The 26,414-nt window shown below is 41.6% G+C and carries 30 protein-coding genes and 1 tRNA gene; 16 read left to right on the plus strand and 15 right to left on the minus strand.

Features of this window, described 5'->3' with window-relative positions; translation table 11 throughout:
* Window positions 1-94 precede the first annotated feature (94 nt).
* Together C8D84_RS09575 and C8D84_RS09580 are read right to left on the minus strand one after the other, a co-directional pair.
* A complete protein-coding gene (locus C8D84_RS09575; RefSeq protein WP_109591755.1) occupies window positions 95-577 on the minus strand; it encodes a nucleoside deaminase in 483 nt (160 codons plus the stop codon).
* Window positions 578-655: 78 nt separating this feature from the next.
* Complete coding sequence (locus tag C8D84_RS09580; protein ID WP_109591757.1) at window positions 656-1,309, minus strand: UPF0149 family protein; 654 nt, start codon at window positions 1,307-1,309, stop codon at window positions 656-658.
* Window positions 1,310-1,569: 260 nt separating this feature from the next.
* On the opposite strand from C8D84_RS09580, the gene C8D84_RS09585 reads away from it, so the two are divergent.
* A complete protein-coding gene (locus C8D84_RS09585; protein ID WP_055124734.1) occupies window positions 1,570-2,010 on the plus strand; it encodes a hypothetical protein in 441 nt (146 codons plus the stop codon).
* A 115-nt stretch (window positions 2,011-2,125) separates the two neighbouring features.
* Window positions 2,126-2,557, plus strand: a complete 432-nt coding sequence (locus tag C8D84_RS09590) for a cell division protein ZapA (protein WP_055124735.1) — start codon at window positions 2,126-2,128, stop codon at window positions 2,555-2,557.
* Between the two features lie 82 nt (window positions 2,558-2,639).
* Here C8D84_RS09590 and C8D84_RS09595 read toward each other — a convergent pair whose 3' ends face one another.
* Complete coding sequence (locus tag C8D84_RS09595; protein ID WP_228244528.1) at window positions 2,640-2,936, minus strand: hypothetical protein; 297 nt, start codon at window positions 2,934-2,936, stop codon at window positions 2,640-2,642.
* Window positions 2,937-3,187: 251 nt separating this feature from the next.
* On the minus strand, window positions 3,188-5,305 hold the full coding sequence (gene glyS / locus C8D84_RS09600; protein WP_109591759.1) for a glycine--tRNA ligase subunit beta: 2,118 nt from the start codon (window positions 5,303-5,305) through the stop codon (window positions 3,188-3,190).
* Window positions 5,306-5,430: 125 nt separating this feature from the next.
* Here glyS and C8D84_RS09605 point away from each other — a divergent pair, with 125 nt between their 5' ends.
* The gene (locus tag C8D84_RS09605; protein ID WP_109591761.1) at window positions 5,431-5,889 is read left to right on the plus strand and encodes a DUF6998 domain-containing protein; all 459 of its coding nucleotides are present in this window, start codon (window positions 5,431-5,433) and stop codon (window positions 5,887-5,889) included.
* Between the two features lie 8 nt (window positions 5,890-5,897).
* On the opposite strand, the gene glyQ is transcribed toward C8D84_RS09605, so the two are convergent.
* The gene (gene glyQ, locus C8D84_RS09610; RefSeq protein WP_407691880.1) at window positions 5,898-6,887 is read right to left on the minus strand and encodes a glycine--tRNA ligase subunit alpha; all 990 of its coding nucleotides are present in this window, start codon (window positions 6,885-6,887) and stop codon (window positions 5,898-5,900) included.
* Between the two features lie 438 nt (window positions 6,888-7,325).
* Complete coding sequence (locus C8D84_RS09615) at window positions 7,326-7,538, minus strand: PspC domain-containing protein (protein ID WP_045444125.1); 213 nt, start codon at window positions 7,536-7,538, stop codon at window positions 7,326-7,328.
* Window positions 7,539-8,095: 557 nt separating this feature from the next.
* Between C8D84_RS09615 and nadR the strand changes: the two genes are divergently transcribed.
* From nadR to C8D84_RS09630, 3 genes are all read left to right on the plus strand, one after another.
* Window positions 8,096-9,136, plus strand: coding sequence for a multifunctional transcriptional regulator/nicotinamide-nucleotide adenylyltransferase/ribosylnicotinamide kinase NadR (nadR, locus tag C8D84_RS09620; protein ID WP_109591763.1), 1,041 nt, complete (start codon window positions 8,096-8,098; stop codon window positions 9,134-9,136).
* Between the two features lie 104 nt (window positions 9,137-9,240).
* Window positions 9,241-9,972 carry a nicotinamide riboside transporter PnuC gene (gene pnuC / locus C8D84_RS09625; RefSeq protein WP_060491784.1) on the plus strand — a complete coding sequence of 244 codons (732 nt, stop codon included), beginning with the start codon at window positions 9,241-9,243 and terminating at the stop codon, window positions 9,970-9,972.
* 195 nt (window positions 9,973-10,167) lie between these two features.
* Entirely contained in the window at window positions 10,168-10,620 is a 453-nt protein-coding gene (locus C8D84_RS09630; RefSeq protein ID WP_109591765.1) for an Mpo1 family 2-hydroxy fatty acid dioxygenase, read from the plus strand.
* Between the two features lie 874 nt (window positions 10,621-11,494).
* Here the strand turns inward: C8D84_RS09630 and C8D84_RS09635 are convergent.
* From C8D84_RS09635 to C8D84_RS09650, 4 genes are all read right to left on the minus strand, one after another.
* Window positions 11,495-11,911 carry a roadblock/LC7 domain-containing protein gene (locus C8D84_RS09635; protein ID WP_146192891.1) on the minus strand — a complete coding sequence of 139 codons (417 nt, stop codon included), beginning with the start codon at window positions 11,909-11,911 and terminating at the stop codon, window positions 11,495-11,497.
* An 8-nt stretch (window positions 11,912-11,919) separates the two neighbouring features.
* Window positions 11,920-12,453: a GTP-binding protein gene (locus C8D84_RS09640; protein WP_060491787.1), complete on the minus strand. Its 534-nt coding sequence runs from the start codon at window positions 12,451-12,453 to the stop codon at window positions 11,920-11,922.
* Window positions 12,454-12,457: 4 nt separating this feature from the next.
* Window positions 12,458-13,186 carry a BLUF domain-containing protein gene (locus C8D84_RS09645; protein ID WP_109591769.1) on the minus strand — a complete coding sequence of 243 codons (729 nt, stop codon included), beginning with the start codon at window positions 13,184-13,186 and terminating at the stop codon, window positions 12,458-12,460.
* A 188-nt stretch (window positions 13,187-13,374) separates the two neighbouring features.
* A complete protein-coding gene (locus C8D84_RS09650; protein WP_109591771.1) occupies window positions 13,375-13,734 on the minus strand; it encodes a hypothetical protein in 360 nt (119 codons plus the stop codon).
* Between the two features lie 431 nt (window positions 13,735-14,165).
* On the opposite strand from C8D84_RS09650, the gene C8D84_RS09655 reads away from it, so the two are divergent.
* A complete protein-coding gene (locus C8D84_RS09655) occupies window positions 14,166-15,401 on the plus strand; it encodes an amidohydrolase family protein (protein ID WP_109591773.1) in 1,236 nt (411 codons plus the stop codon).
* Between the two features lie 236 nt (window positions 15,402-15,637).
* On the opposite strand, the gene C8D84_RS09660 is transcribed toward C8D84_RS09655, so the two are convergent.
* Window positions 15,638-16,429: a glucose 1-dehydrogenase gene (locus C8D84_RS09660; protein ID WP_109591775.1), complete on the minus strand. Its 792-nt coding sequence runs from the start codon at window positions 16,427-16,429 to the stop codon at window positions 15,638-15,640.
* A 289-nt stretch (window positions 16,430-16,718) separates the two neighbouring features.
* Window positions 16,719-16,793: transfer RNA gene (locus C8D84_RS09665), tRNA-Gly, on the minus strand.
* A 671-nt stretch (window positions 16,794-17,464) separates the two neighbouring features.
* Between C8D84_RS09665 and C8D84_RS09670 the strand changes: the two genes are divergently transcribed.
* The 4 genes from C8D84_RS09670 (at window position 17,465) to C8D84_RS09685 (ending at window position 19,953) form a co-directional block, all read left to right on the plus strand.
* Complete coding sequence (locus tag C8D84_RS09670) at window positions 17,465-18,277, plus strand: M48 family metallopeptidase (protein WP_109591777.1); 813 nt, start codon at window positions 17,465-17,467, stop codon at window positions 18,275-18,277.
* Between the two features lie 351 nt (window positions 18,278-18,628).
* Entirely contained in the window at window positions 18,629-18,952 is a 324-nt protein-coding gene (locus C8D84_RS09675; protein WP_109591779.1) for a BolA family protein, read from the plus strand.
* 92 nt (window positions 18,953-19,044) lie between these two features.
* Window positions 19,045-19,404, plus strand: a complete 360-nt coding sequence (locus C8D84_RS09680; RefSeq protein WP_109591781.1) for a SirB2 family protein — start codon at window positions 19,045-19,047, stop codon at window positions 19,402-19,404.
* A 147-nt stretch (window positions 19,405-19,551) separates the two neighbouring features.
* Window positions 19,552-19,953 carry a hypothetical protein gene (locus C8D84_RS09685; RefSeq protein WP_109591783.1) on the plus strand — a complete coding sequence of 134 codons (402 nt, stop codon included), beginning with the start codon at window positions 19,552-19,554 and terminating at the stop codon, window positions 19,951-19,953.
* Between the two features lie 160 nt (window positions 19,954-20,113).
* On the opposite strand, the gene trxC is transcribed toward C8D84_RS09685, so the two are convergent.
* The 3 genes from trxC to C8D84_RS09700 all read right to left on the minus strand — a co-directional run bounded on the left by trxC (window position 20,114) and on the right by C8D84_RS09700 (window position 21,870).
* Window positions 20,114-20,551 (minus strand): thioredoxin TrxC, encoded by a 438-nt coding sequence (gene trxC / locus C8D84_RS09690; protein WP_109591785.1) that lies wholly within the window; start codon window positions 20,549-20,551, stop codon window positions 20,114-20,116.
* Window positions 20,552-20,648: 97 nt separating this feature from the next.
* Window positions 20,649-20,831 (minus strand): YgaP family membrane protein, encoded by a 183-nt coding sequence (locus C8D84_RS09695; RefSeq protein WP_045444095.1) that lies wholly within the window; start codon window positions 20,829-20,831, stop codon window positions 20,649-20,651.
* Between the two features lie 166 nt (window positions 20,832-20,997).
* Complete coding sequence (locus C8D84_RS09700; protein ID WP_060491795.1) at window positions 20,998-21,870, minus strand: MBL fold metallo-hydrolase; 873 nt, start codon at window positions 21,868-21,870, stop codon at window positions 20,998-21,000.
* A gap of 279 nt (window positions 21,871-22,149) precedes the next feature.
* On the opposite strand from C8D84_RS09700, the gene C8D84_RS09705 reads away from it, so the two are divergent.
* From C8D84_RS09705 to C8D84_RS09725, 5 genes are all read left to right on the plus strand, one after another.
* Window positions 22,150-22,518: an ArsR/SmtB family transcription factor gene (locus C8D84_RS09705; protein ID WP_319020723.1), complete on the plus strand. Its 369-nt coding sequence runs from the start codon at window positions 22,150-22,152 to the stop codon at window positions 22,516-22,518.
* Between the two features lie 238 nt (window positions 22,519-22,756).
* The gene (locus tag C8D84_RS09710) at window positions 22,757-24,466 is read left to right on the plus strand and encodes a SulP family inorganic anion transporter (RefSeq protein WP_109591787.1); all 1,710 of its coding nucleotides are present in this window, start codon (window positions 22,757-22,759) and stop codon (window positions 24,464-24,466) included.
* Window positions 24,467-24,683: 217 nt separating this feature from the next.
* Window positions 24,684-25,010, plus strand: a complete 327-nt coding sequence (locus C8D84_RS09715; RefSeq protein ID WP_060491797.1) for a beta-lactamase hydrolase domain-containing protein — start codon at window positions 24,684-24,686, stop codon at window positions 25,008-25,010.
* 128 nt (window positions 25,011-25,138) lie between these two features.
* Window positions 25,139-25,471: a TIGR01244 family sulfur transferase gene (locus C8D84_RS09720; RefSeq protein WP_055124751.1), complete on the plus strand. Its 333-nt coding sequence runs from the start codon at window positions 25,139-25,141 to the stop codon at window positions 25,469-25,471.
* Between the two features lie 150 nt (window positions 25,472-25,621).
* Window positions 25,622-26,365: a glutathione S-transferase family protein gene (locus C8D84_RS09725; protein WP_228244529.1), complete on the plus strand. Its 744-nt coding sequence runs from the start codon at window positions 25,622-25,624 to the stop codon at window positions 26,363-26,365.
* Window positions 26,366-26,414: the final 49 nt, after the last annotated feature.

The raw sequence follows: 26,414 nt of genomic DNA on the forward strand, positions 1-26,414 counted from the left end.
GGTTAGCGATGTTAAATTTTCCAAGCCTACTAGATGTAGTACTCGCACTCGTTTTTCGCTACTGTAATTTCTGGAATGGTAAAAATAGAAAGTGTTAGCGTCTTTGAAATGCGCGCTGTTGCAGCGCCTTTACTTCTGCATCTAATCCAGCAATCGGACCTTGTACTGGTATGTTCGGAGCCACTTCTTGAATACTTAATGAATTGATTGGTGATGAGGATTTTACGCCCATCTCCTGCATCCATTCATCCAACTGTTTTGATGAGCTGACATAAACGATACGACCAAGCCCTGCCCACGCATGCGCGGCCGAACACATGGCACAATGCTCGCCCGAGGTATAAACCACAGCGTTAGCGCGCGCCTCCGCTGTCATATTTGCTGCTGCCCATTTAGCAACGGCAATTTCAGGATGATAAGTAGCATCGACCGTATTGGCACGATTGCGATCTTCATGCAGCACATGACCGTCGCCGTCGACCAATACGCTACCAAATGGCTCATCGCCCGCCTCTAAAGCTTCAGTAGCAAGCTCAATAGAGCGGCGTAAATGAATCATATCATTGTCAGTTATCATCTCCATCTCCTTTTATCACTTCATACTAGGACGTGTTGAATATCAACTCATATCAAAGCATTTACGATAGCGTCTTTATTATGAAGGACGGTTTTGATTCATCGCATCAACGACTGGCGGCATCGGTTTTGGCAACTTCCCTTCTGCTTGTAGCTCTTTGGTGGTTTTGGCATCGATAGCCAGTCCAGCAATCAAGGCGATATCTTTCACCGCTTTACGCTTACGGGTCGCAAAGCTCACTGGCACCATGCGCGCAAACTCATAAATATGCAGATAAGACTCTTCGCCACCTTCAAAATTTTCGTCATCCTCTAGTCGAATACCACCGATTTTAGCCAAATCAGACAGCATCTCATTTTCGTCACCACTGAGACCACAGTCGGTAATCCCAAAACCCGTCATAAAACCATTTGCCCACTGTTTCAATGCCATCACGCGCTCGTACAAATCATGTTCATCATCTGGTACTAATGGCGTGTAAGAATAAGCATCGTCTTTGTCTTTAAGCTGAAAAACAGTGTCTTCCGCTTCTTCTGTTAACAGTGTCAATGCCTCGTCAGGTAAAGGCGCAAAACTGAGCTCCTCAAATACCTTAGCCCATACTTGCTCATCAGGCGCATTACAGGCAGTCATAAGCCCTGTCATCAAGCCGTGCACTTCGCTGATAGACACGTCAGTCCAGTCATCAAAAGCAGTCAGCCATGTATTCCAGCCAGATATATTGTCATTCATAATAAAGATCCTAGTGATTGATTATTGCTTAAAAAATATTGCTTAAAAAATATTGCTTAAAAAATAAAAATAGACGAATAAAATAGGTGTGAGACATCGCTTGATATTATCAATCAAACCATGGCTAATAAAAATAAACAAACAACACCTAATATAGGTAATTACTTTGTTGATATAGATATTATGCGGTCACCTATGGCATTATTAAACGCAGAGAACTAAATTCATTCACGCTTACTTGTTAAGGATAAAAACTGACTATGTATGATCAACTTAGAATATTAGAAAAAATGATACTCGACATAAAAAAACAGTATCAGCTTGTCAGTGCTGAACTTAGCAGCCTCAAACAGCATCCTGTTAGCGACCCTCAAGAGCTTGCAGCATTAACGACCAAGCTCAACACTAGTCATAGCGAACGCGACGGTGCCAAAAAACAATTGAACGATCTCGACAAGCGCTACCAAAGCTTGGCTGAAGCGCATCATATGATAGGCGAAGAGCAAGACAAACTGCAAAAACAGGTCAGCCAATTGCAACAACAAAACAGCCAGTTACAGCAACAAAATAATGAATTAAAGCAGCAATATAGCGATATTAAACAGCAAAACAGTGAGCTGCAGAAAAAGAATCAATTGGCAGCTGAGCGTACACAAGTTGTATTAAAACGCTTAACCCACATCGACCAAGTAGAAGGCTGATCAGGGATGGCAATAAACGATGACCGATCATCACTACTTGCTAATGAACTGACAAAATCAAAACGGTAATATCTTATATTACTCATTTTACTGACCAGACATTGTAGGATTTATCATGACCGATGACCACAAAAACTCTATAGAAAAAAAGCCACAAAATGGCCAACAGCAGAATATTTCTTCTAAACCACAACCAGTCGCTGCAACTGGTTCAAATACGTCGAGTGCTACTGTGAAAACCACTATCCCTGAACCACAAATCAAAAAGGTTGATATTGCAATTGCGGGTGTCACTTATCCTATTTATTGCCCAGTACACGAACAAGAAGAGCTGCTCTCAGCTGTCTCGTATATCAATAACCATGCACTAGATCTCAAACGAGATGCGCCAAGCCTCAGTCAAGAAAGTATCTTAGTACTGTGCTGCTTGAATTTGTATGAAAAAATACACACCAATCAAAGAAGCGATGAAGATCGACTACAGCAAGACAAACAATCTGAAGCGCTATTAAATAAAATTATGAAAGACGCACAGTCTGTTTTATAAGCGCATATTACGCGACGAAACAATAAGCGCTTCGCTCTGATGAGCCAAGCGCTTTTTTATGCCCAAGCCATAATCTAATTATTTATACGTCAGGGTTATAAACCTTACCTGCATGAAAATCTGCTTGATGCTCATAATTGCAAAAAAACAATGTTTGGTTTTCGCCAATGGCACTCTCACTATTTGCAGCCAAGTTGGGCTTGGTTTCAAGGACTCCGCGGTATTCAGCCAAGCTGTTGCCACAAAAATTGCACTGACGCGGTGTAATCACATCCCCTTTTTTTGGCATCATGCTTTTGGGCGCACGCGGGTACATAAATTTATAAAACCCCCACATTACTATCCAAATAACGATGATGATAATGATAACAGCAAACACGGCAATGCTCCTTTAAATATGAGTAAGCGCTATGACTGATAAAAGCCGCTTGGCGGATTATTCAATACGTCTAGGCAGTATAACTTAACCAGCAATACTGACGATAGTGCTATGCTTTAGCGAGTTAATTGTCCATCCATTTATCATGGTAATTTATCAATAAATGCCATGATACGGTGTAAAAAACTGGCCATAGCGGGCCAGTTTTTGTATTAAACAGAAAATAAAGTGAGCGATCTATATTAGCGAAACTATAGCTGCAACTCACTGATATCAGCGACGGTTAAAAACAATGCGCGTACTTGCTTAAGCAGCGCTAAGCGGTTGTTTTTAAGGGCGGCGTCTTCACTGTTGACCATCACATTATCAAAGAATTGCGTCAACGGCTCATCTAAGCTGGCAAGCGTTTGCAACACTTGTGTGTAATCCGCTTGTTCTAGCATCGGTTTAACCGCCGTCTGCGCTTGCAGCACACTTGCATATAAGCTTTGCTCCGCAGGCTCAGACAATAGCGCTTCATCCACAGTATCAGCGACACTCACTTCCGACTTGGCTAATATATTGGCGACACGCTTGTTTGAATCAGCAAGCATTGAGGCTTGTGACAATTCGCTAAAGGCTTGTACCGCGCGAATACGCTGATCAAAATCAAGCGGCATATGCGGGTTAATCGCTTGCACTGCTTGGATAGTATCAACGCTCACGCCCTGTTCGGTATACATCGCACGATAGCGCGAGTTTAAGAATGCCATGACCTGAGTGAAGGTATCGCTAATACTCAAATCCATAGTCTTTTCATCATTGATAAGCTTTATCGCATTCTGTTTGCCATAGTTTTTAATAGTTTCTTCGACAAGTGCAACCAGATTAATTGGCAATTGCTTTTCGATCAAAATACGCAAGATACCGATGGCTGAGCGACGTAGGCTGAACGGATCTTTTGACCCTGTCGGTGCTTGGTCAATGGCAAAAATACCGACCAGCGTATCTAAACGGTCGGCTAATGCTAAGCAAATGCCAATTGGCGTCTGTGGTAATACGTCACCACTGAACTTGGGTAAATATTGCTCTTTTAAACTTGCCGCGACTGCTTCAGGCTCATTATTCAAACGCGCATAATAAGTGCCTGCAATACCTTGTAATTCAGGATATTCACCGACCAACGAGCTTGCCAAATCGGCTTTTGACAAAATACCCGCACGCACCGTTTCATCGATATCAATCTGCTGACCTTGCTGTTGCATCAAGGCGGCAATAAAGGCGGCAAGCTTGGCAATACGCTCAGATTTTTCCCAAATCGTACCCAGCTTGTCTTGGAAGACGCGAGCTTTCAAGCTTTCTGTCAACGCAAATAATGGCTGTTTTTGGTCTTGTAAGAAGAAAAACTCGGCATCGGCCAAACGCGGACGCACGACTTTCTCATTACCTTCGATAATTTGATTGGGATCTTTTGACTCAATGTTGGTAATAAAAATAAAGTACGGCTGCAACTTGCCTGCTTTATCAGTTAAGCAAAAATACTTTTGATCGGCTTGCATGGTAGAGATAAGCGCTTCTTGCGGCACCTGTAAAAAACGCGGCTCAAAGCTTGCTCGCAGTGCAATCGGGAAATCAACCAATGCGGTGACTTCATCCAACAAATCTTGCGGCACGATAGCATCAGCATTGACTTCATCTGCTAGCGCTTTGACTTGGTTTTTGATCAGCATTTGACGCTTATCAAAATCAGCCACGACTTTTAAACTGCCTAGTAATTCTTCGTAGTCATTGGCGTGCGCAATCTCATGATAGTTAGGACTATGGAAGCGGTGGCCACGAGTTTGCGTGCCTGTCTGATGGCCTTGGATAGTCGCATCAATGACAGTACTATCTTGCATCAATACCGCCCACTGTACTGGACGCACAAATTCATTGCGGCTGGCACCTGAACGCATACGCTTAGCAATCGGTAGATTGTCTAGTGCAGTCTGAAAAATGGCAGCTAACAGTTCAGTAGTTGCTTGACCATGAATGACTTGCTCATAACCGACATAATCACCTTTGTCGGTGTTAATCGTTATCAACTCGCTGGCTTCAATACCTAAGCCTTTTGCAAAACCCATTGCCGCGCGAGTTGGATTGCCCTCTGCATCAAATGCCGCTTTAATCGCAGGGCCACGTTTTTGCTCGCTACGATCAGGTTGCTTGTCGCTAATACCTTGAATTTGAAGCGCCAAACGACGTGGGGCAGCAAAGGCTTTGATACTATCGAAGCCAATTTCAGCTTCATTTAATTGTTCGGTGACACTCGCTTGTAGCGCATCACGTAGAGGTTTTAGGCTTTTTGGAGGTAGCTCTTCACACCCCAGTTCAAATAGAATAGTACTCATGGGAATCTCGGTTTATTAAGAATTTTTTATATATTTAAAAATTGAGTAGATTATAACAAAATCATGGTAATCAACAGTTGATCATATTATTGTGGAACACTATTTTTTATGTTTCGGAACCATTTATGATAGATCATGAAAAGCTGCAAACTCTAGTCAAACAGCTTTACAACACCGTCAACGAATTGGAAAACATGTTTCCCGGTCGACACTTTACTCCAGACGGTCATTTAGTAGGTAGCTTAGGTGAATGCTTGGTAGCAGATGCTTACGAGCTAGAACTATTAGCTGCAAGTAACAAAGGCTACGACGCTATAACGAAAGACGGTTTGAAAGTTGAGATAAAAGCCACTCAATCTAAATCTGTTGCCTTTCGAAGTGAACCTGAACATGCAATTATTATTAAAATAATGCCAAATGGTACATTTGAAGAAATATATAATGGCTCAGGTTCGCTTGTATGGGAGCAATTTAAAAATAAAAAACGGCCTAGTAACGGTCAGTTCCAAATCTCTATTACTAAACTTAAAGCACTCAATGCAATGGTATCTGAACATGATCGAGTGCCTAAAATTAATATTTAGAACGAAAACTACTTATCTTCACCTTGTTCTTTTGGCAAATACTTATCGAGCGCCGCTTGACGATGTGCTTCGTCTGCCAATGGAAAACCCAATTTTGCGCGTGCTTCAACGTAACCAATGGCAACCTTACGGGCAAGCGTACGCACACGTAGGATAAAACGCTGACGTTCGGTCACTGAAATCGCACCACGAGCGTCGAGTAAATTAAAAGCATGTGAGGCTTTTAGTACCATCTCATAAGCAGGTAATGGCAAACCTTCGACAACCAATCTATCTGCTTGCTGCTCATAAAAATCAAACATCTGACCCATCATTGGCACATCAGCGTGCTCAAAGTTATAAGTCGACTGCTCAACTTCGTTTTGATGGAAGACATCGCCATAAGTGACGCGGCCAAATTCGCCATCTGCCCACACCAAATCATAAACGCTATCGACGCCTTGCACATACATTGCCAAGCGCTCAAGTCCATAAGTGATTTCACCAGTCACCGGAAAGCACTCAAGACCGCCTACTTGCTGGAAGTACGTAAACTGCGTCACTTCCATGCCGTTGAGCCAAATCTCCCAGCCTAGTCCCCACGCACCCAGCGTTGGCGACTCCCAGTTATCTTCAACGAAACGCACATCGTGCACCAATGGATCAATACCAATGGCTCTTAGCGAGTCCAAATACAGCTCTTGGATATTGGGTGGATTTGGCTTAAGCACCACTTGAAACTGATAGTAATGCTGCAAGCGGTTGGGGTTGTCACCGTAGCGACCATCGGTTGGACGACGTGATGGCTGCACATAGGCAGCATTCCAACGCTCAGGACCTAACGAGCGTAAAAATGTCGCGGTGTGAAAAGTACCCGCGCCGACTTCCATATCATAAGGCTGCAAGATAACACAGCCCTTATCGGCCCAATAATTCTGTAGGGTTAGAATTAAATCCTGAAACGTCATCGGTTGAGGGTCTGTATTTTCTATCATCGGAGTTGTCGCTTGGGATGTCATAGTTTGGGTTTTCATAGTAAAGCCACTGTGGAATGGATATTTATAAATAAAGTTTTGATAGCACTCGTATAGCCTATTCGGCAACGACTCTATTTGCCTGCTCACCTTACTAAAAATTGACCATTTTATCTATATTTACATCAATTAAATTTATGCTGCAGACCTAAACGAGTCGTTATAGGGCTCATTCATAATCAAACTGCTGCAATATAGGAGGCACAAAAGTAGCAGATAAAAAAAATACCCAAATGCGCGAGCATCTGGGCAGGAGGAAAGGTATGTCTTTGGTATCCTGATGAGTCAGGCTTTTTGTTTTTTAGTCGAACTGCTATTCTCTTGTTTTGGTAAAAATCTATCTGAACTAATCTCGATAGTAATGCTATTAAAACGGTACTTCTATTAAGCGATTAAAAAGATAAGAGTAAATATGAAATAACCTTACTGGTAAGAGGCATTAGTCGCTTTTGGCATAATTATCCATAAAATTATATAAATTAAAATGCCAGGTACTGCTGCACTCAAGGATGAGATAATCACGAATAATACTCTCACCCAAGTTGGTGACCAGCCAACGTATTCGGCAATGCCGCCCATCACACCTGCTATCATGCGATTGTTCTGTGAGCGATGTAGTTTTGCTAGTTTAGCCAAATCAAATACCTCTCTATCATTTCTATTGTTATTTGAACTTCTGCTTTTTGCTTTTTTTCTTCTATTTTTATGTTTCCGATTTTAGTCAGGAAGCTGCTTAGCCCTCTTAACTTATGAATAAGTATAGCAACTATTTAACATTTATCTGTTGAACGTATAGACGTACTTTGTGAGTTTATGCTAACCAAGCTTGCCCTAATCTGTCATAAAACCTCATAAACTGCTGATTTTAAATAGTTATTTCAAAATATTTCACGATTAGCTTTATTGCTGCCATATTACACATTTTGTTACAAATCCAATATTTAGCCATTTTCAGCACATAGATATTGTGTGGATGGAGCTTCAGAAATGGTGAGATAGTCAAACAATCACAGTTAAATTAATAACTTGGTCATATTTTTATCAGAAAAAAGTCATATAAAAAAACATCCCTTTACAATAACCTACCTGTAAATCGCCTTAAACCTTTATAACATGCTGGTAAATAACAGATATTCCAGCAGTCTATCGATAAAATTAGTGCGATGAAGCATGAATAAAAATTAAGGAAAGCTATGTACGAGTCAGGATTGATGATTGGACATTTTGAGCCACTACATTTAGGTCAAATGCGCAGTATATTGGCTGCGGCAGGACAAGCGAAAACCTTGCATATTATCATTATGGCGCACCCAGCACCGCATCCAGACTTTGACATTACTTTGCAAGACAAAGCACGTTGGCTACAGATGGCGTGTGCTGATTTGCCATTTATCCAGATTCATACCACTCATGAGATTGAACTACCGCTACATGATAGCTTCGTCGATGTGACAATCGACATTCCCGCCAGCAATGCCAAACTACAACGTTTGACGACAGCGCTCGACTTACCAGCAGATACAGTCTTGTTTGTCGCAGAAAACCATCCATTGGCGCAGAGTGATGTCTATGAGCGATTATCGATGCCAGTCATCACGACCCCGCTACAGCCTGAGTTTGATTCTTATGCCATCGCTCGTAATCCAGTCGCACATTGGTCAGCTATTCACCCGCAAGCGCGCGGCGACTATACCAAAACGGTGGCGATTGTTGGCGGTGAAAGCTCAGGTAAGACCACATTGGTGCATAAACTGGCCAATTATTATGGCGCTAGCTTTGCTTTAGAGATGGGACGCTTATATGTCGGCACTGATTTGGGCGGTAGTGAAGTCGGTCTACAATACAATGACTATGGTCCGATTGCCCTTCAGCATGCTCAAGCTATAAGAGATGCGGCGGCTAATGCGACCGCTCCTGTCACCATCGTTGATACCGATTTTGTGACCACGCAAGCATTTTGTGAAGAATATGAAGGTTGCAGCCATCCTTTTGTGGCGGCTTGCATCGATGAGTTTCGCTTAGATCATACCATTATGCTGGATAACAATACGCCGTGGATTGATGATGGCATGCGCTCATTGGGCACGCCTGAGGCGCGTGGACGCTTTGAGCGACGTCTCGTCGATATTTTTGCTCGTCATGATATCAAACCGCACATGGTTGATCAGCCAGATTACGATGCGCGCTATCAGCAAGCGCTGCTGCTTATCGATCAGTATGTTTATGGCAGATAGAGGAGATGGTAAAAATAGCGATGGCAAGAATACAAAAATAATAGGATATTAAAAAATAAGATAAGCACCCATTGTAGTTTTAATACTTTAAGGAAAAAGGCTTTATGCGTATTCAGCTATTAGATAATATTACTGGAAAGTGGGCGATGCAATGGATTGTCACTTGGTTCATTTGCGGGGTGATAGCATTATCCGCAGGTTTTTGGCTCACGACAGAACACACCACACTTGATATGTTTTATTTGGGCGTGTCTTTCGTTGGTTTGGTCTGTGTGGTTTCGCTATCATTTCGCAAAAACGTCATGGGCAACGGGTTGGGAATGGCAGCGACTGCGGGAGAAGTCGTCGTGCAGGCGACGTCTGGTGCAGTCGGTTTGATGCTCGCGCCGCTCTTTAACTTTTTCACCCATGTCTACGGTATTTTTTATTGGTCAAAACATACCGATCCTGATGGCGACATGATACCAAAGGCGGCGAGCAAAGCGGTTTGGTTGATTACCGCCGCCTTTATTATTATTGGTCTCGCACTTTTTCCCACGGTAAATAATTTACTAGCCAGCTATGGCTATGCAGTGGTTGAAGATGATAATAGTAAATTCCTAGGATTTATCTCCTTCTTTTGGATCAACGTCATTGCTTTTGTCCTCTCCATTACTGCACAAGCCGCGATGATTTTGCGCTATTCATTTAACTGGTGGTTATGGATTATCGTTAACTTTGTCTGGCTCATCGTCAATCTAATGTCAGGCAATTACATTTTTGCCATTCAAACCATGATATATCAAATAAACGCCTTCATTGGTTTGTATGAATGGCAGCGCAGTGAACAAGGTTAACGGTTATCTTGTATGGTCATAAGCGCTGATATCTCAAAAGAATAAAATCGAAGAGCTCGCAGATATTGGCAAATATGTTGATAGCGCTATAGGTTTTGACTGTGCCGTCTATCAGATAGTGTGGTGGACTGGCTCAATTAGTGCTACAACTGATAGGAGAGATTTTTCAATTTATCTACTAACATGGAGGTTAGTATGTCTCGTACTCAGCAAAAACGCCTGTCTAAACGTACACTTGAGCAATGGCTTAGTGAATATTCTGTCAGTCATCAAAACCTAGTCAATAAAAAAATCCATTGGCTATGCGTTCCCACGATATTTGTCAGCCTGTTAGGCATGGGCATGTCGCTATCAGTCTGGTTTACCTTAGTACTTAGCGCGTTGGTATTGTTATTTTATATGCGTCTATCCACGCCGTTATTCTTGGCGATGGGAATGTTTATTCTTATTTGTTTGTCAGCAATGGCATTATTACCATGGGGCTTTAAGGTTTGGGCAGCTGTTTTTGTGGTTGCTTGGATTGGACAGTTCATTGGTCATAAAATTGAAGGCAAAAAACCCTCATTTTTTGAAGACTTACAATTCTTGTTAATTGGTCCAGCATGGGTAGCTAATAGCTTGATGGGTCGTAAAAAAATCCAAGCCTAACTATTTATTTTTGATAGTATATTTAAGCTTAGTACCTAAAAAACCACTATCTAAAATTGATATTTTTACCCAAAGAAGCACCGCTCAACAATCCGTTAAGTGGTGCTTTGTATATTAAGCTATCAAAGAACAAGTTATGAAAAATAAGCTATCAAAAAAAATTATTTACTGTAATTAATTACTCTAACTTTCAGAACAATAACACTGTAAATATAGCGTCAAATAGCCACAGCAGAACCGTTTACTTCAAAATAGAACCATTCATTTTAGAATAGAGCCAACAGCACAAATTCAGCCTATTCGCCCGATAGTTAATACGCGATAAGCCTTTACGCAATGTACTGTAGAAATTCTTCATTACGCGTCATCACAGGCAGATGCAGCACTGGCTGTCCCGTCCTAAACGTTGAGTTGGATTTTTCTGATCGACACATTGATTTGATCGAAGAAGGGTATGAGTTGGTCGAGTATTAAGAGCTGCAAGATTCCAGCGACCAAACAAAACGGCTGGCGCTGATTCGTTATTCGCTCTGTGCCAGTCCCGATTATCTGAGCAGAATGGGATTACTTGAGACGCTAGCAGATTTGGGAAATCATGAGTTTTTACAAGATGGTTTTGGCAAAAGAAGCAACCTATAGCTGACCGATGAAGAGGGGAGAAAGCATAAGCACAGGATTCATGCCAAAATTAATGCCGCTAATGCTGAGTTTTTGGTAGATATGGCCGTCAAAGGTCAGGGCATTACCTTTATACAAGGTCAATATCTGAATACAGTGTCGATATTTGCTCACGCAAATAATATCACATGTCTATCACAGTCGAATTATCGCTTATAGCCCTACCGGATCCAGCAATCTTAGTTACTTATGCGCCTTACTCAGTGATAGCAGAAATGACACCAATCAGTTTTTTGGTCTTATATCTTGCTTCTGCTAGTGCCATCTTATTCTGCGCTACCACGGTCAATACACACGGCTTACCGATATAGTCAGTTTTGACAAATAGCATATTCCCAGCAGTGGCTTCGACAATAGTGATGTCGCACTTGCCCTGCTTCATTTGACTCACGGATGAATCGCTCAGCGCTGATAGCGTGCTACTCATCGCCGCAAACTTGTCCGTTTGATTGCTCAATTCACTGATCGAAAAGCAACTAATGGGAAAGCCATCTGTGGTGCATAAGCTAACCAATATGACTTCTCTATTGGCATCACACAATGCTTTCATGTGGCTTAATAACGCTATTTTTGCTGGTGATTTTTCGTCTAATTTTTCTTTTAACATAGTCATATCTGGCATTAGTCTTGATTATTAAGGGTATTAAATAATGACAACAGAGACACGGCGGACTCTCTATTTCTAGGATCTGTATGGAGCACAGGTGCCACCACATTATGCTGCATCAACATCACTCTTATTTCTTGTCCCAGTGCTGAAAGGCTATCTTTGTCAGCATCCTCGCAATGAGTGATACCAATGATACACGTGGTCTGATTTTTTTCTGGTGCAAAAAAGTGTAATAGCTTATCTAAATTGGCATAATCAGGTGTCTCGCCATATCTAATCAAAATGAGCAATCCCCATAGCGACTGATTGACAAACTCCCATAAAAAAGAAAATCGCTCTTGACCTGGCACACCGTAAATACCTAGCGCCATATCGTCAGACAGAGTAATGCGCCCATAATCGATGCCGACCGTCGTGTACTCTTTACCGATATCGATACTAGATTTTGCTTCTGTTTCGATGGGGCTTATCTCGCTTAGGGTTTTGACCAACCGAGTCTTTCCAGCACCTACTTCACCAATGATTGCTAGTTTCTGATAATTCAATTTTTTACCTCATTCCTAAGAATTTTTTGATCGCACCATAAAATTTGTTAGGCTTTTTCTCATTTACGGTTTGCTCATGTATCGGTGCTGGCTCTGTGACACTCAATAAACCTAAACGATCAAACTCTCTGATAATCTGTGTGACTTGATGATGGCTGCCAAACTCACCACTGTCCGCTAGTGCATTAAACGAATAAGGCTTTTTAGTCAATTTGATACACAGGTTCATAATCATCTGCGGCTGGCTTTCATTGTTGAGATCAGGCCATGCCAGCAATCTTAAATCCTTACCTTCATAATACTTTTCAGGCACCGTATCAGATTTTTTTATATCAATAAACGGTTGAATACGTCTTTGTTGAGACTCATTAAAGCTGTTTAACACAGCGCTATTATTCTCAATGAACGCATTAAAAAAGTTGCCTTGATCCACAAAATCAAACACGCTCACAGCCCAATTATTAAAGCTGCGTTTGATCACGCGCACATCCAGAAACACCCAAAGATCTTCATGTCTAGGATCAGAAGCTATCTTACTCATTAACTTGTCTACTTCCAGATAAGGGCCTTCTAGCACTTGCAGATACTGACCGTCACGGTAAGAGATGATACCCGTAATTTGCGATTTTGGATTATGCTTACGAGAGACGCTAACGATGTCTGATAACCCAGTAGGCATTCGAATAGTACGATTACTGATGGGCACTCTACTGACGTACGCAATACACTTCATTTTGCCACCACTTGATAAAACGGCTCACGCTCGTTAAGTTGTTACCACTGCCTATAAAATAATAATTCGCTATGTACAGTACGTACATAGCGAATTTGACCTTGTTGCCAGTCTTGTCTTATTTAAGGCGCGATAAGCAACAAGGAGAGTTTGATAAATCACTCATTTTTTGAACACGACCAATCGAATTATATTTCTAGTTTATTTTCTACGGCTTGTACCTTACGGCGGGCTAATGCAAGATTGGCTTTTGATTTATCAAGCACCAAATAAATAAACAAGTCTTCATGCTTGGCTGTAGGACGAATGATGTGCAATTGAGACTCCAAGGTGATCAACATATCTTCGATTTCACCTTTGATATCTAATGATTTCATCGTTGCTACCTTCGCCTTTACCACTTGCGAGTTACCTGCTGCTGCAAGTTCTAAGTCAACGCCGCCGCCAGCCATACCAAGTACCATGCCTGACATATAGTCGACGATACAGCCACCCATTGCACCATCAAGATTCATTAATTCTTGTAACGACTCATCGATATTTGACATACTTTTTCCTATTTATCTGATTGTATTCAAATGAAGTCATTCCATCACAGAAATGCCTTCGTAGTTTCAAGGTATGAAGCTAAATTTAGCTTATTATTTACTCTTTTTGTTATTAGTATATCTTAACATACGCTTAAAAATTATAAGATAATTATAACAATAAAATATCAATAACTAAGTATGTTTTTTGGTAAAAACGATATAGTCTATTTATAAACAAAGTCTACATACCGTAGCGGTGGTCATTATATTCCATATATTAGACTCGATGACGCTTGCCCCTAACCACTCATGAACAAAAAACGACCGTTGGGTAGGAAAAAATAAAAACGTCGAATAATTATGCGAATTTAAAGTTTAAAACCCCCACTCTTGACACTAAAACGCCATTAACCGTTGAGTCATTCCAAGCAAATAGTTAAGGAAAAACGATGCCCGATTTACTTATAAAGAATGCCCAATTACCCAATCATAAAAACTTGGTTAATATCAGTATAAACGGCGCTTATATTGAGAGCATTGACGACGTGGCGGAAAAAACTGAACATGATGATGCGCCAAAAGCAATTTACGATGCTAAAGGTTACTTTGTCTGTGCAGGATTCTATGAGAGCCACATTCACCTTGATAAAGCCTGCATCCTTGATCGCTGTACTATAGAGCAAGGTGATTTAAACGAGGCTGTTGAAGAAACAGGTAAGGCTAAAAAGGATTTTACGGAAGTAGATGTGTTTAATCGTGCTGCACGAGTGATTGAGATGGCGATTAAAAAAGGCACCGTTGGTCTGCGTACCTTTGTTGAAACAGATTCAAAAACAGAGATGCGTGCCTTTAATGCCATCAAAAAAGCCCGCGATACCTATACATTTGCCATCGATATAGAGATTTGCGCCTTTGCGCAATCAGGATTGACCAATGACCTGCATACTCATGAGCTACTCAAACTGGCATTGTCACAAGGCGCTGATTTGGTTGGCGGCTGTCCATACAAAGATGAGAATCCTCACAAGCATATTGAAATGGTGTTTGACTTGGCTGAGCAGTTTGACGTCGATGTTGATTTTCATCTGGATTTTGATCTGGATCCACAAGGCTCAAGCATTCCAAAATTGGTTGAAGAAACCATCAAGCGCCATTATCAAGGTCGCGTGTCTATTGGTCATGTGACCAAACTATCGGCGATGGACAAAGACAAACGTATGGAAATGGCTGCGTTACTTAAATTCGCTGACATTACCTTGACGGTGTTACCAGCCACCGACATATTTTTGAATGGGCGTGATTATGATGCGCTCATTCCTAGAGGTATGGTCAACGCCAATGAGCTATTAGCAATGGGCATCAATACGACTATTTCTAGTAATAATATTTTAAATGCTTTCACGCCTTACGGTGATGCCTCACTGATTAGAATGGCAAATATGTATGCCAATATCACTCAATTAGCAAAAGATGAGCAGATAGCGGAGGTATTCGACATGATTAGCAAAAATGCAGCGAAGCTTTTGTCACGGCAAACGGAGATTAAAGTAGGAGCACCGGCTACCCTGGTCATATTAGAAGCGAAAGATGCGGTAGAAGCGATTAGAATCAATTCGCAAGCCATCGCAGGCTTCAAAAATGGCAAGCAAACCTTTTGCAATGAGGTCGCTCATATTTGCTTTTAATAACTTGAATATCATCAATTGAGCACATTCAGTCAATTGAAAGATACAGCCTATAAATGCGCCAGCACCTTTATCATGAAACATAGGCCTAAAACGATAAAAGCGTCACCCAACTATACGTTGAATGACGCTTTTCATAACGGTTTTTTTACTATTTACTATAGCTTTAACATCATGGTTTAATACCATCATTCAAGCAGCACAAATGAAAAAACCAACTGTCTAAATAGATAAGCTTAGTCTAAGGTTTGCACACCGCCGCCATTCACAAATATGGTTTGACCACTGACCCACTCAGATAGTGGTGCGGCAAAATACAGCATAGCACCAGCGATATCATCGGCTTCACCCAAACGTTGAATCGGCGTATGTTCTAGCATTTTCTTTTCGATTTCTGGTGTTAGTACAGTTTTTAACGCATCAGTACGCGTGGCACCAGGGCCAACCGCATTGACGCGTACCTCAGGGCCAAAATCATGTGCCAAGTTCGCCACCATATGATTGACAGCCGCTTTTGATCCTGCATAACCACTCATGTTCGGGCTTTTATTGATACTCGACATCGAAGTGGTAAATACAATCGAACCATAACCCGACGCTTTCATGTGTGGCACGCATAATTGAGACAAGCGCCAGCCACTAAACACATTTAACTCAAAGTCACGGCGAATATCATCGACCGATGCGGTGGCTGGGTTTTCACGACCGCCGCCGCCGCCGCCAGCATTATTGATTAAAATATTGACAGTGCCAAATTCAGCGACGACCTTGTCTACCATAGCGACCAAATCTTCATCTTTTAAGATATTACACTCGACTGCCAAGCCTTTTACACCATAAGCTTCGATATCCTTGACCGCAGCCTTTGCATCTTCTAATTTTAAATCAGCAACAGCGATATTTGCCCCAGCTTGTGCTAGACGTAACGCCGTTGCTTTACCAATACCATTTGCACCACCCGTCACAATTGCGGTTTTTCCTGACAGATCAAATAATTCATTAAATGCTCTATGTTTGAATTCTTGCATAATTATTCCTTATTATCATCATGGTCTATAGATGGATTATTTGTTGTTATATTCGTTTAAACGATCTATATAATTATGCGTGATTAAACTGAGGCTAATGTGTCAAATTGACCACCTTTTGTAACTTAGTTTTGGCGCTACAACTTTTAGTAATCTATGTCGTGAATTCCGTCGATAGTAACTTGGAGTATCATCGAAATATTCTTAAGAAACAATGACAACCCTTAAAATCAGGACAAAAAAAAGCCTCACAATAAAGTGAGGCTTTGATGCTTTTTCAAGCCATATTTGGAGCGGGAAAAGAGATTCGAACTCTCGACCCCAACCTTGGCAAGGTTATGCTCTACCACTGAGCTATTCCCGCTGATTATCGAATTGTGGTGTTGTTAACAACAACTCCGTCTCGATAGGCTGGCTATTCTATCAGATATTCTAGTACTGTCAACCTTATTTTTAACGTTTATTTTCAATATTATGTCTTTAACTCGCTATTTATTGATGTAATTATCATAAACAATTGATTTAGCGATAATTATTTATTTAAAATAATATCAGTTATTTTTCAGAATAATGTTAGAAATCTGAAGCTCTGTCCTTGTAGGTAGTATCTCATTGCCTATGAGACTATTTTTTGACTGAGATTTATGCCGCCTATCAAGTTTATAGACGTTAATAGCGAAAAATAGATTTGTTGGTGTCAACGTCCCTCTCATTTACAATCCTACGCTGTATTGTTACTTTTCCTGCATTGGTTTTGCCTTAGTAACATTATTATACTTATGCCTAATGACAGTTCGGGTAAAATTTCACTGTTCAGGTCACATAGCAAGCATAGGTGGAACATTAATAAAAAATTGCCTTATTTGCTGCTTTAACTTTTTATGCCACAAAAAATTTAATACGATTCATTTGAACGATAATTGTTTCAACGATAGTCGCTTTGCTATTAATAGCCGCTTTGATAACAGCTGCTTTGTTATTAACCGCCACTTTGTTCTATTTTACTTTTTATCATTTACAGCGAGGATGTTTATTATGAAAAAATTACTGACCAGCACCGTAATGGCCGCTTCATTGTCGGCACTAGCCCTGACAGGCTGTACCAGCACCACCAGTACTGGGGCCGTTGGCGTTGACCGTCAGCAGCTATTACTGGTTTCTAGTGAGCAAGTTTTGCAGCTGTCTGCACAGAGTTATGCCAAAACGTTGCAAGAAGCAAAATCGCGCGGCGTGTTAGATACCAATAATGTTCAGCTTAATCGCTTAAAGAACATCGCTAATCGTTTGGTCGGTCAGGTCGGCGTCTACCGTCCAGATGCGGCGAAATGGCAATGGGAAGTGCATACGATCAAATCTAATGAGCTGAATGCCTTTGTGGTACCGGGTGGTAAAATCATGTTTTACTCGGGTATCATTGACCGCCTGAATCTCACGGATGACGAGATTGCGGCTATTATGGGTCATGAGATGTCACATGCGCTGCGTGAGCACTCACGTGAACGTCTCTCACGTCAATATGCCACACAGACTGGTATCGGCGTGGCTGCTAGTATATTTGGACTGTCACAAGGTCAAGCTGAGCTTGCCAACGTCGCTGGTGATTTGGGACTGAGCCGTCCGCATAGTCGCACACAAGAAGCTGAAGCCGATCAAATTGGTCTAGAGTTAATGGCACGTGCTGGCTATAATCCGCAAGCAGCGGTTACCTTATGGCAAAAAATGCAAAGCGCTAGCCAAGGTGAGCCACCGCAGTTCTTAAGCACTCACCCGACCAGCAGCAATCGTATTGCTCAATTGCAATCATTAATGCCTAAAGTGATGCCACTTTATCAAAAAGCGCGTCGCTAACGAGATTGTTTGATTTCATGCTTTGAATAAATGGTTGTTACTTATAAAAGCAGAGTACAGGCTATCAATTGTGCTCTGCTTTTTTATGCTGATAGCTAACAGATACCTCTACTTGCCATGACTGGCTATTATTTATCGTCATTAAGACAGTATGTTAAAAAGAATATCTTTCATTGCTATATTTTTTAGAAACAGGATTGCTCAAAAGTTTAATTGCTTACAGGCACACGCCACTTAATAGCAGGTTTTACCGCTAATAGCGTCTGCTATAATGGGCATTATTTGCAATTCACAAATTGCTAAGTATGATACCGCCAAGTACTATTAGGCAAAATATATGGAAAGATTATTATGAGTAAAACACCGACTGCTGATGCCCTCAATGCTGAGCTACAAGCGTTGCAGCCGCAACATATAGAATTGTTGAATGAATCAATGAATCATTCTGGTTATTTTGATGGCAAAGAAAGCCATTTTAAGCTTACGATTGTTAGTGATGCTTTTGAAGGCAAAAGATTGGTCGCACGCCATCAGCTTGTATATAGACTGGCAAACTCCTTATTAACCTCGCAAGGCGGTCAAATCCATGCTTTAGCGATTCATGCTTATACCCCAATAGAATGGCAAGGTCAAAGCCCTGATAGTCCGTTATGTGCTGGACAAAACAAGGGCTAATAACGAACTATTGCGAAGGTAGTGTTTTCCATACCATAATCATATGTAACCAGTAAGCGCTGAAACTGCACCTTTAAAGGAAATAATATCTCATGAAACATCTACACATGCTCATGGCTGTATTGCTCATTGCCCTGTTTTTATATCAGAGCTATTTGGTATTAAGCTCAAACAAGCAAGCGCCACGCGTGGTCAAAATCTCTTCGCACATTCTCTATACCCTCATTATTGTGTCAGGGGCAGTCATGCTAATGCAGCTGATGAGTGCCAATGCACCCATACAGTGGGTATTTGCAAAAGTAATCTTACTCGTTGCGGCTATCAGTGCCAGTATTAAAGCGTTTAATAATAACGCCACATCTAGCCAAAGAAAGACCGGTATTCTTATTGCTGGAGCGGCATATGTGGGCATTGTGGTACTAGCCTTTGCTAAACCTGGTAACTTATTTTAATAAACATATCACATTTTGATTGCACAAATACTTATATTACTAGCATTGAAAATATTTAATAAGTGCCATATTTTCAATATCTTAATCCCATTATTTTTGCTATCTTACATAAATACAATCGCCTCAACCTAGCCTGATGGAGCCACTATGAAAACTCTTATTGCAGCGACACTACTGGCGACAGCTGGCATTTTTGGTCTCTCAGGCTGTGCCTCGACGGGTAATGTCACGCCACAATATGTGCCACCAAGTACGTATCAAAGTTACGATTGCCAAGCCCTTAGTCAAGAATATACCCGCGTCAATCGCTATGTCGACGCGGCACACAATGAGCAATCAACTTTATCCACCTCAGGTGTCGGGGTTGGGGTTTCTGCAGGGCGTTGGGGCATCTCCCCTAATATCAGTTTTGGCGTTGGCAAAAGCAACAATACCAAGGCGCGCGATGCAAAGTTATCACGGCTCTACGGCGAGCGTGATGCTATCATTCAATCCGCCCGCATTCAACGTTGTAGCTTTGCCAATGGTGTTAAGATTTATGGCGAGTAATGCGTGATAGGTTATGTTTAATAGATTATATTTAATAAGTTAAGTTTGATAAGTAATATTTAACTGCTCAATTCTTTGATGACTTTAGATAGTATTTGTTATATAAAAGCCAGCATGCAATAAGCATACTGGCTTTTTTATAATCATAATCCGTTAAAACTCAAGAATATAAGCTTTGTACCCACTGAACAATTTGATCGCTAGGTAAAGCACCTGACTGCCGTGCTATCTCTCTACCATTTTTAAAAGCCACCATGGTTGGCAAACTGCGAATATTATAAGGTGCCGCCGCTTGCTCATATTTATCGGTCTGTATTTTGGCAAACACTACTTTTGGCAGTTGCGCCGCTGCGGCTTTGAACTGCGGTGCCATCATTAGACACGGCTGACACCAACTCGCCCAAAAATCAACGATGGTCAAGACCTCATTTTTTTGAATGACTTTACGAACCGTTTGGGCATTTAGTTCATGAGGACTCCCCGTTAATAACGGCTGACCACATTTGCCACAATTTGGCGCAGCACTAAGTTTGGCTGCTGGTATGCGATTGGTTGCCTGACAATGTGGGCAGATCAGATGAGAGTTTTGCTCACTCATTATAAGACTCCTATGCAAGTAGCATGGGTGTTGGTCGATCAAAGTATCCAATACCCATGCTTGATTATGTATTTATGACAATAAATCTAGCGACCGTTTAACGCTTGCAGGTATTCATCCCAAGCATTTTATACAAAGGACAAAAGCGGAAGAGTCCTGTGAGTAAAGGCACTAAGCCAATCACGCCCCACCAGCTTTGAAAATACAAACCCAAGCCGATAATCACAACACCCGCGATGATACGTAGTAAACGCTCAGTACTGCCGATATTAATTTCCATGGTTCAATCCTTAAGTGTGAAGGCTTAATGGTAGAGGAGTAATATAGCCATGTGTTTACGGTAAAGACTAGCATTATGATGGCTTATACTCGTATTGTGCTTACGTAACGTTAGGCATGTTTATAATGTTTGCTTCTTCTGATGTCTACTTATCCTGATATCTGTCTTATTGCCCAAGTACATTAATCGGTACTTTGAGATAACGGGTACCATTGTCTTCTGGCTCTGGGAAATGACCTGCATCGATGTTTACTTGTACCGATGGAATAATTAGACGCGGCATGTCAAGAGTGGCATCGCGGCGCTCACGCATTTGCACAAACTCTGCTTCATTGATGCCATCTTTGACATGGATATTGCCCAGTTTTTGTGCAGCGACAGTCGTGGTTGGACAGTGCTGACGACCCTTGCTTGGATAATCATGGCACAGATATATTATCGTATCTTCAGGGAGCGCAAGGAGCTTCTTGATTGAGTGGTACAGCGTCTTGGCATCCCCACCTGGAAAGTCACAGCGAGCCGTCCCGACATCAGGAGCAAATAAAGTATCACCAACAAAGACCACGGTCTTTTCATCATCAGTAGCAATATAGGCCATATCTGCCGGCGTATGACCCGGTACATACATGACCGTAATAGTAATATTGCCAAGCGCCAAAGTATCGCCCTCATCCGTTAGAATATCGAACTGGCTGGCATCGGTGCGAAAGCTGGTATCAAAGTTGAATATTTGCTTAAATATTTTTTGCACTTCGGTGATATGTTGACCGATTACCAACTGCCCACCGAGTGTATCTTTGACATGTATCGCGGCAGATATATGGTCAGCATGTGCATGAGTCTCTATGATGTAAACCAGCTCCCAACCATGCTCGCGGACGAACTCTATCACCTCATCGACGCTAGTAGTACTCGTGCGCCCTGACTTAGCATCAAAATCCAACACAGGATCGATGATGGCACAGACTTGTTGTTGAACGTCCGCGAGTACGTGAGTATAAGTTTCTGTGTCGCTATGTAAGAATGAATGAACTTGCATGGCTACCTCTTTGCTTTTAGATGAATATTTTATTTTTTGATAAATTGTTCAGTATAATATGCACCGGCTTCTACTTATCGTATTGACCGCCACATATTTATCAACGATGCATACCAATATAGCAACGATTTAACATTTTATCAATTTATATAATGTAAATAATGATAACTTGCTATCCGTGGCAATATCATTGATAATTAATCTTATCTTAGCTATTAATCCTAAATTTTTTATTATGTCTTATATAAGGAGCTTGCTCTGACTACTTCTACTTCAGCATTGAGCACCTCGACTACTAGCATTGATGATGCGTCATCTAGCGTAGCAGACTTTGCACCTAAAGACCTTGCTGAGCAAATGCAGCAAGCGTCCATGCAAGCCAGCCAACTATTAAAGTCGCTTTCACATCCTGATCGCTTATTACTCTTATGTCAGTTGACTCAAGGAGAATATTGCGTCAGCGAGCTCGAAAGCTTAGTCGGTGTTGGTCAGCCAAGCTTGTCACAGCAGCTTGGTATTCTACGCAAAGATGCGCTGGTGACGACCCGCCGCGAAGGCAAGCAAATTTATTATAGTATTGCCAGCGACGATGCCTTGGCGGTGTTACATTTATTGTATGAACGCTTTTGTGCCAAAACTGATAGCTAGTTTGTTGGCTTGCGTTTTTAGCATCCCTTGTTAGCGTCATTTTTCAGCATAACTTTATAAATTTAGCGCTTGGCTGTATTTAACCTTTTCTTTTATTCAATTTTTTCTACTATAGTCGGTTCAATATAGTTTAGATACAAGGAAAGCAAGCGAAAGTACTACCAATAGTAGACTAAGCGAGCCTGATACCGTATCTGATTTATATAGGATTGACTATATATTGTGATGACATATTGCTATGCCTTCTATCGCCGCTCGTCTGATTCCTGCTTGGTTGCGTCAATACCAGCTGTCTGCCCTGCCAACTGACGTTGTTGCTGGGTTGGTGGTTGGGGTGCTCGTCATTCCGCAAAGCTTAGGTTATGCGGTATTGGCAGGATTACCACCCGTCTATGGACTCTACGCGGCCATCGTCCCCGTGTTGGTCTATGCATGGATAGGATCGAGTAATGTGCAAGCAGTAGGGCCTGTCGCTATTACAGCGATTATGACAGCCAGCAGCCTGCATCCTTATGCTACAGAGGGTACTCAGCAGTATATATTGATGGCAAGTTTGCTGTCATTGATGGTTGGTACGATGTTATGGCTAGCAGGGCGGCTCAAGCTTGGCTGGATTATGCAGTTTATCAGTCGCGGCGTTTCAGCAGGCTTTATCAGTGGTGCAGCCGTATTAATTTTTATCAGTCAACTTAAATATCTGACCGCGATTCCTATTGCTGGAAATAACTTAATCGGTTATCTATCAAGTATGCAAATGTATGCACGCCAGCTACATCCGCTAACCTTAGTTATTGGCGTCATTGCTTTTGCACTGTTGGTGGCCAATCGCTACGGTAGCAAATGGCTATGGAAATCTTGGTTATCAGTGTCTTATGCCAAATGGACTGAGCGACTATTTCCGCTTATTTTGCTCGGTATTGCGATTGTTTTGAGCATCAGCTTACACTGGACTACGAACGGCGTGGCCACGATTGGGAGTATTCCACAAGGCTTACCAACCTTTACCCTGCCCTATGTACCAGACTTCGATGAGGCGCTGAATCTATTACCTAGCGCAGGTTTGATGGCATTGATTATCTTTGTCTCTAGCAGCTCCGTCGCCAGCAACTATGCACGCCTGCGCGGTGAGGCTTTTAACGCCAATAGTGAGCTGACTGGACTGGGACTTGCCAATATGGCGGGTGGCTTTTTTCAAGGCTTTACCGTCGCTGGCGGCTTTTCGCGCACCGCTATCAATGCCGACTCAGGTGCCAAAACACCAGTGGCAAGTTTAGTAACCGTGCTGGTCATGATTGCTGCTTTAATCGCTTTTGGCAATGTACTCGCACCACTGCCCTACGCTTTATTGGGTGCAACCATCATGGCATCGATCATCGGTCTCATTGATATAGCAACCTTGAAATCGGCATGGCAACGCGACCGCCTAGATGCGGCCAGCTTTTTGGCGGCATTCATCGGCGTATTGATATTTGGATTAAATACTGGCTTGGTGATTGGTTTGATGGTGTCGTTTGCTAGCCTCATTTGGCAATCGAGTAAACCGCACGTCGCTGTTGTTGGTCAGCTAGCTGGCACAGGGCATTTTCGCAATATAAACCGTCACGATGTGGTGACCTTTAGCAATTTATTGATGCTGCGTATCGATGAGAGCTTATTTTTTGGCAATAGTGAATCCGTCCATCGCAGGGTCATACAAGCCACTCAGCAATATCCAGAAGCGCATGAGATTATTCTTATTATGTCAGCGGTCAATCACATTGACTTGACCGGACAAGAGATGCTTATCAGTCTTAATCAAGAGCTGTTGAACCAAAATAAACATTTAAACTTTAGCTTTATTAAAGGGCCAGTAATGGACATCATCGAGCATACTCCGGTCATTACCACCCTCTCAGGTCAAGTTTATTTAAGCACGATGGATGCGGTAAATGCGCTAAAAGATATCTAATCGGTCTGTGAGACATATGTTGCTCAATCAAGCATAATTATTATTATGCTGTGACAAAATATAGATATGATAAAAGCTGTGTTATGCTAAATTGGTATAAGCCCTTAAAAAATACAGCCTTTAGAAGAGATACCTAAAGTACAGCCTTTATAAAATGGCGCTTAGCTACAATACGATACCTCCAAACGTCTTTTAATATACGCGACCGAAGCTACTTATGACCGATAATTTAACCATTTATAAGCAAATTTATCCAAGCCAATGCACCAAGATTGCTGAGCTTGGCTACCGCTCCGTGCTCAATATTCGTCCTGATGCCGAGACAGAAACGCAGCCCAATAGCGGCGACTTTACCAGTGCGACGGCAAAAGCCAACCTTACTTATCATCATTTACCGTTTGATGATGAGCGTTTGAGCATGGCGACTGTCGAGCAGTTTGCGGCGTTTTATCGCTCGATGCCTAAACCAATATTGATGTTTTGCGGAACAGGTGCACGTGCTAAATTGTTGTATCAAAGCGCATTGATGCAAGGTTTGTTATAACCGTTACTATAAGAAATCGATAATGCTTACATACGGTCTCTTTAGAAAGTTGCCTATTCAGATTAGGCTAAGATTCTGTATCTTACACCACACACTTGATTTAATATGAAAAATAAAAAGGAGCTCTTATGAGCCATCAAATTAGTATTACCGGACAAATCACCCCTGATCAAGTACCTATGATTGCTGAAAATGGTTTTAAAACCATTATTAACAACCGTCCAGACGGTGAAGAGCCGAATCAACCGACCAGCGCTGAGATTGAGGTCGCTGCTAAAAAAGCAGGTCTTGCTTATAAAGAAGTGTCTTTCGCTGGTAGTGAGCTTAATCAAAATCATGTCGAAGAATTTGCTGATTTCTTTAATCAAGCTGAACAGCCAATGCTGATCTTTTGCCGTACTGGCAACCGCTCAACAGGTATTTATGAAGCGGCAAAGCGTATGGATTTATTAGACGATTGATAGTGATTTAAATATAATCGCTACTGCTGAAAAAACGCCCGTCCAAATTTTGGATGGGCGTTTTTTATTGAAATTACTGAACTATAGACTGGTTAATTTTTAATATTGAGCACATAATAAAATACTACTTATACAGCTCACTAGGATTTTATGATGCAAAAACCGCTACTCATCATCGGCAATAAAAACTATTCGTCATGGTCATTACGAGCTTGGCTATTACTCAAAGCTTTCAATATTGATTTTGATGAGCAACTGATTGAACTGTTTCATCCATCCGCGATACCCATTCTCAATGAGCATGCGCCAACAGGCAAAGTACCGGTTCTGGTTTATGGTCAAGGTGATGAAAAAGTCACAGTCTGGGATACTTTAGCGATTGCCATTCATGCCAATGATTATTTGACAGAATTAGATCTTTGGACAGGATTGAAGAAGTCCGATGATGAGACCAATACTAGAAATAGAATAAATAGCGCTTATTGCCAAAGCATCATTGCGGAAATGCACTCAGGGTTCATAGGCATTCGTAGCGAGATGCCGATGAACATTCGAGCTAAAGCAAAAATACAACCCAGCAATGCCTGCTTAAATGATATCGCGCGTATAGAAAAAATATTCGAAGATTGCCTGAAAGAGCGCTCAACAGGCAGTTATCTATTTGGTCATTTCACTGCTGCTGATACTTTTTTCGCACCAGTTATTCTACGTTTGCAAACGTATGCCGATGCCTCTGGTATAGTGTTGAAATCAACGACCAAACAGTATTGTGAGACGATGTTAAACAACCTTCATATACAAGCTTGGATCAATTCAGCGTTAAAAGAGACACGTGTAATCAAAGAAGATGAAGCAGGTGAGATTTTATCTTTAAATGGCGTTTTAGGTCATTAGCACAATTCCATATACAGTGAGTTGCTACGTCATCAATAAGAATCATGAT

The organism is Psychrobacter immobilis, from assembly GCF_003148585.1.
GTDB classification, from domain to species: domain Bacteria; phylum Pseudomonadota; class Gammaproteobacteria; order Pseudomonadales; family Moraxellaceae; genus Psychrobacter; species Psychrobacter immobilis.

Excerpts from the sequence above, each read along its gene's own strand:
- C8D84_RS09575 (WP_109591755.1), bottom strand. The coding sequence starts at position 577 with ATGATAACTGACAATGATATGATTCATTTACGCCGCTCTATTGAGCTT.
- C8D84_RS09580 (WP_109591757.1), bottom strand. The coding sequence starts at position 1,309 with ATGAATGACAATATATCTGGCTGGAATACATGGCTGACTGCTTTTGAT.
- C8D84_RS09585 (WP_055124734.1), top strand. The coding sequence starts at position 1,570 with ATGTATGATCAACTTAGAATATTAGAAAAAATGATACTCGACATAAAA.
- C8D84_RS09590 (WP_055124735.1), top strand. The coding sequence starts at position 2,126 with ATGACCGATGACCACAAAAACTCTATAGAAAAAAAGCCACAAAATGGC.
- glyS (WP_109591759.1), bottom strand. The coding sequence starts at position 5,305 with ATGAGTACTATTCTATTTGAACTGGGGTGTGAAGAGCTACCTCCAAAA.
- C8D84_RS09605 (WP_109591761.1), top strand. The coding sequence starts at position 5,431 with ATGATAGATCATGAAAAGCTGCAAACTCTAGTCAAACAGCTTTACAAC.
- glyQ (WP_407691880.1), bottom strand. The coding sequence starts at position 6,887 with ATGACATCCCAAGCGACAACTCCGATGATAGAAAATACAGACCCTCAA.
- nadR (WP_109591763.1), top strand. The coding sequence starts at position 8,096 with ATGTACGAGTCAGGATTGATGATTGGACATTTTGAGCCACTACATTTA.
- pnuC (WP_060491784.1), top strand. The coding sequence starts at position 9,241 with ATGCGTATTCAGCTATTAGATAATATTACTGGAAAGTGGGCGATGCAA.
- C8D84_RS09630 (WP_109591765.1), top strand. The coding sequence starts at position 10,168 with ATGTCTCGTACTCAGCAAAAACGCCTGTCTAAACGTACACTTGAGCAA.
- C8D84_RS09635 (WP_146192891.1), bottom strand. The coding sequence starts at position 11,911 with ATGACTATGTTAAAAGAAAAATTAGACGAAAAATCACCAGCAAAAATA.
- C8D84_RS09645 (WP_109591769.1), bottom strand. The coding sequence starts at position 13,186 with ATGAAGTGTATTGCGTACGTCAGTAGAGTGCCCATCAGTAATCGTACT.
- C8D84_RS09650 (WP_109591771.1), bottom strand. The coding sequence starts at position 13,734 with ATGTCAAATATCGATGAGTCGTTACAAGAATTAATGAATCTTGATGGT.
- C8D84_RS09655 (WP_109591773.1), top strand. The coding sequence starts at position 14,166 with ATGCCCGATTTACTTATAAAGAATGCCCAATTACCCAATCATAAAAAC.
- C8D84_RS09660 (WP_109591775.1), bottom strand. The coding sequence starts at position 16,429 with ATGCAAGAATTCAAACATAGAGCATTTAATGAATTATTTGATCTGTCA.
- C8D84_RS09670 (WP_109591777.1), top strand. The coding sequence starts at position 17,465 with ATGAAAAAATTACTGACCAGCACCGTAATGGCCGCTTCATTGTCGGCA.
- C8D84_RS09675 (WP_109591779.1), top strand. The coding sequence starts at position 18,629 with ATGAGTAAAACACCGACTGCTGATGCCCTCAATGCTGAGCTACAAGCG.
- C8D84_RS09680 (WP_109591781.1), top strand. The coding sequence starts at position 19,045 with ATGAAACATCTACACATGCTCATGGCTGTATTGCTCATTGCCCTGTTT.
- C8D84_RS09685 (WP_109591783.1), top strand. The coding sequence starts at position 19,552 with ATGAAAACTCTTATTGCAGCGACACTACTGGCGACAGCTGGCATTTTT.
- trxC (WP_109591785.1), bottom strand. The coding sequence starts at position 20,551 with ATGAGTGAGCAAAACTCTCATCTGATCTGCCCACATTGTCAGGCAACC.
- C8D84_RS09695 (WP_045444095.1), bottom strand. The coding sequence starts at position 20,831 with ATGGAAATTAATATCGGCAGTACTGAGCGTTTACTACGTATCATCGCG.
- C8D84_RS09700 (WP_060491795.1), bottom strand. The coding sequence starts at position 21,870 with ATGCAAGTTCATTCATTCTTACATAGCGACACAGAAACTTATACTCAC.
- C8D84_RS09710 (WP_109591787.1), top strand. The coding sequence starts at position 22,757 with ATGCCTTCTATCGCCGCTCGTCTGATTCCTGCTTGGTTGCGTCAATAC.
- C8D84_RS09715 (WP_060491797.1), top strand. The coding sequence starts at position 24,684 with ATGACCGATAATTTAACCATTTATAAGCAAATTTATCCAAGCCAATGC.
- C8D84_RS09720 (WP_055124751.1), top strand. The coding sequence starts at position 25,139 with ATGAGCCATCAAATTAGTATTACCGGACAAATCACCCCTGATCAAGTA.
- C8D84_RS09725 (WP_228244529.1), top strand. The coding sequence starts at position 25,622 with ATGATGCAAAAACCGCTACTCATCATCGGCAATAAAAACTATTCGTCA.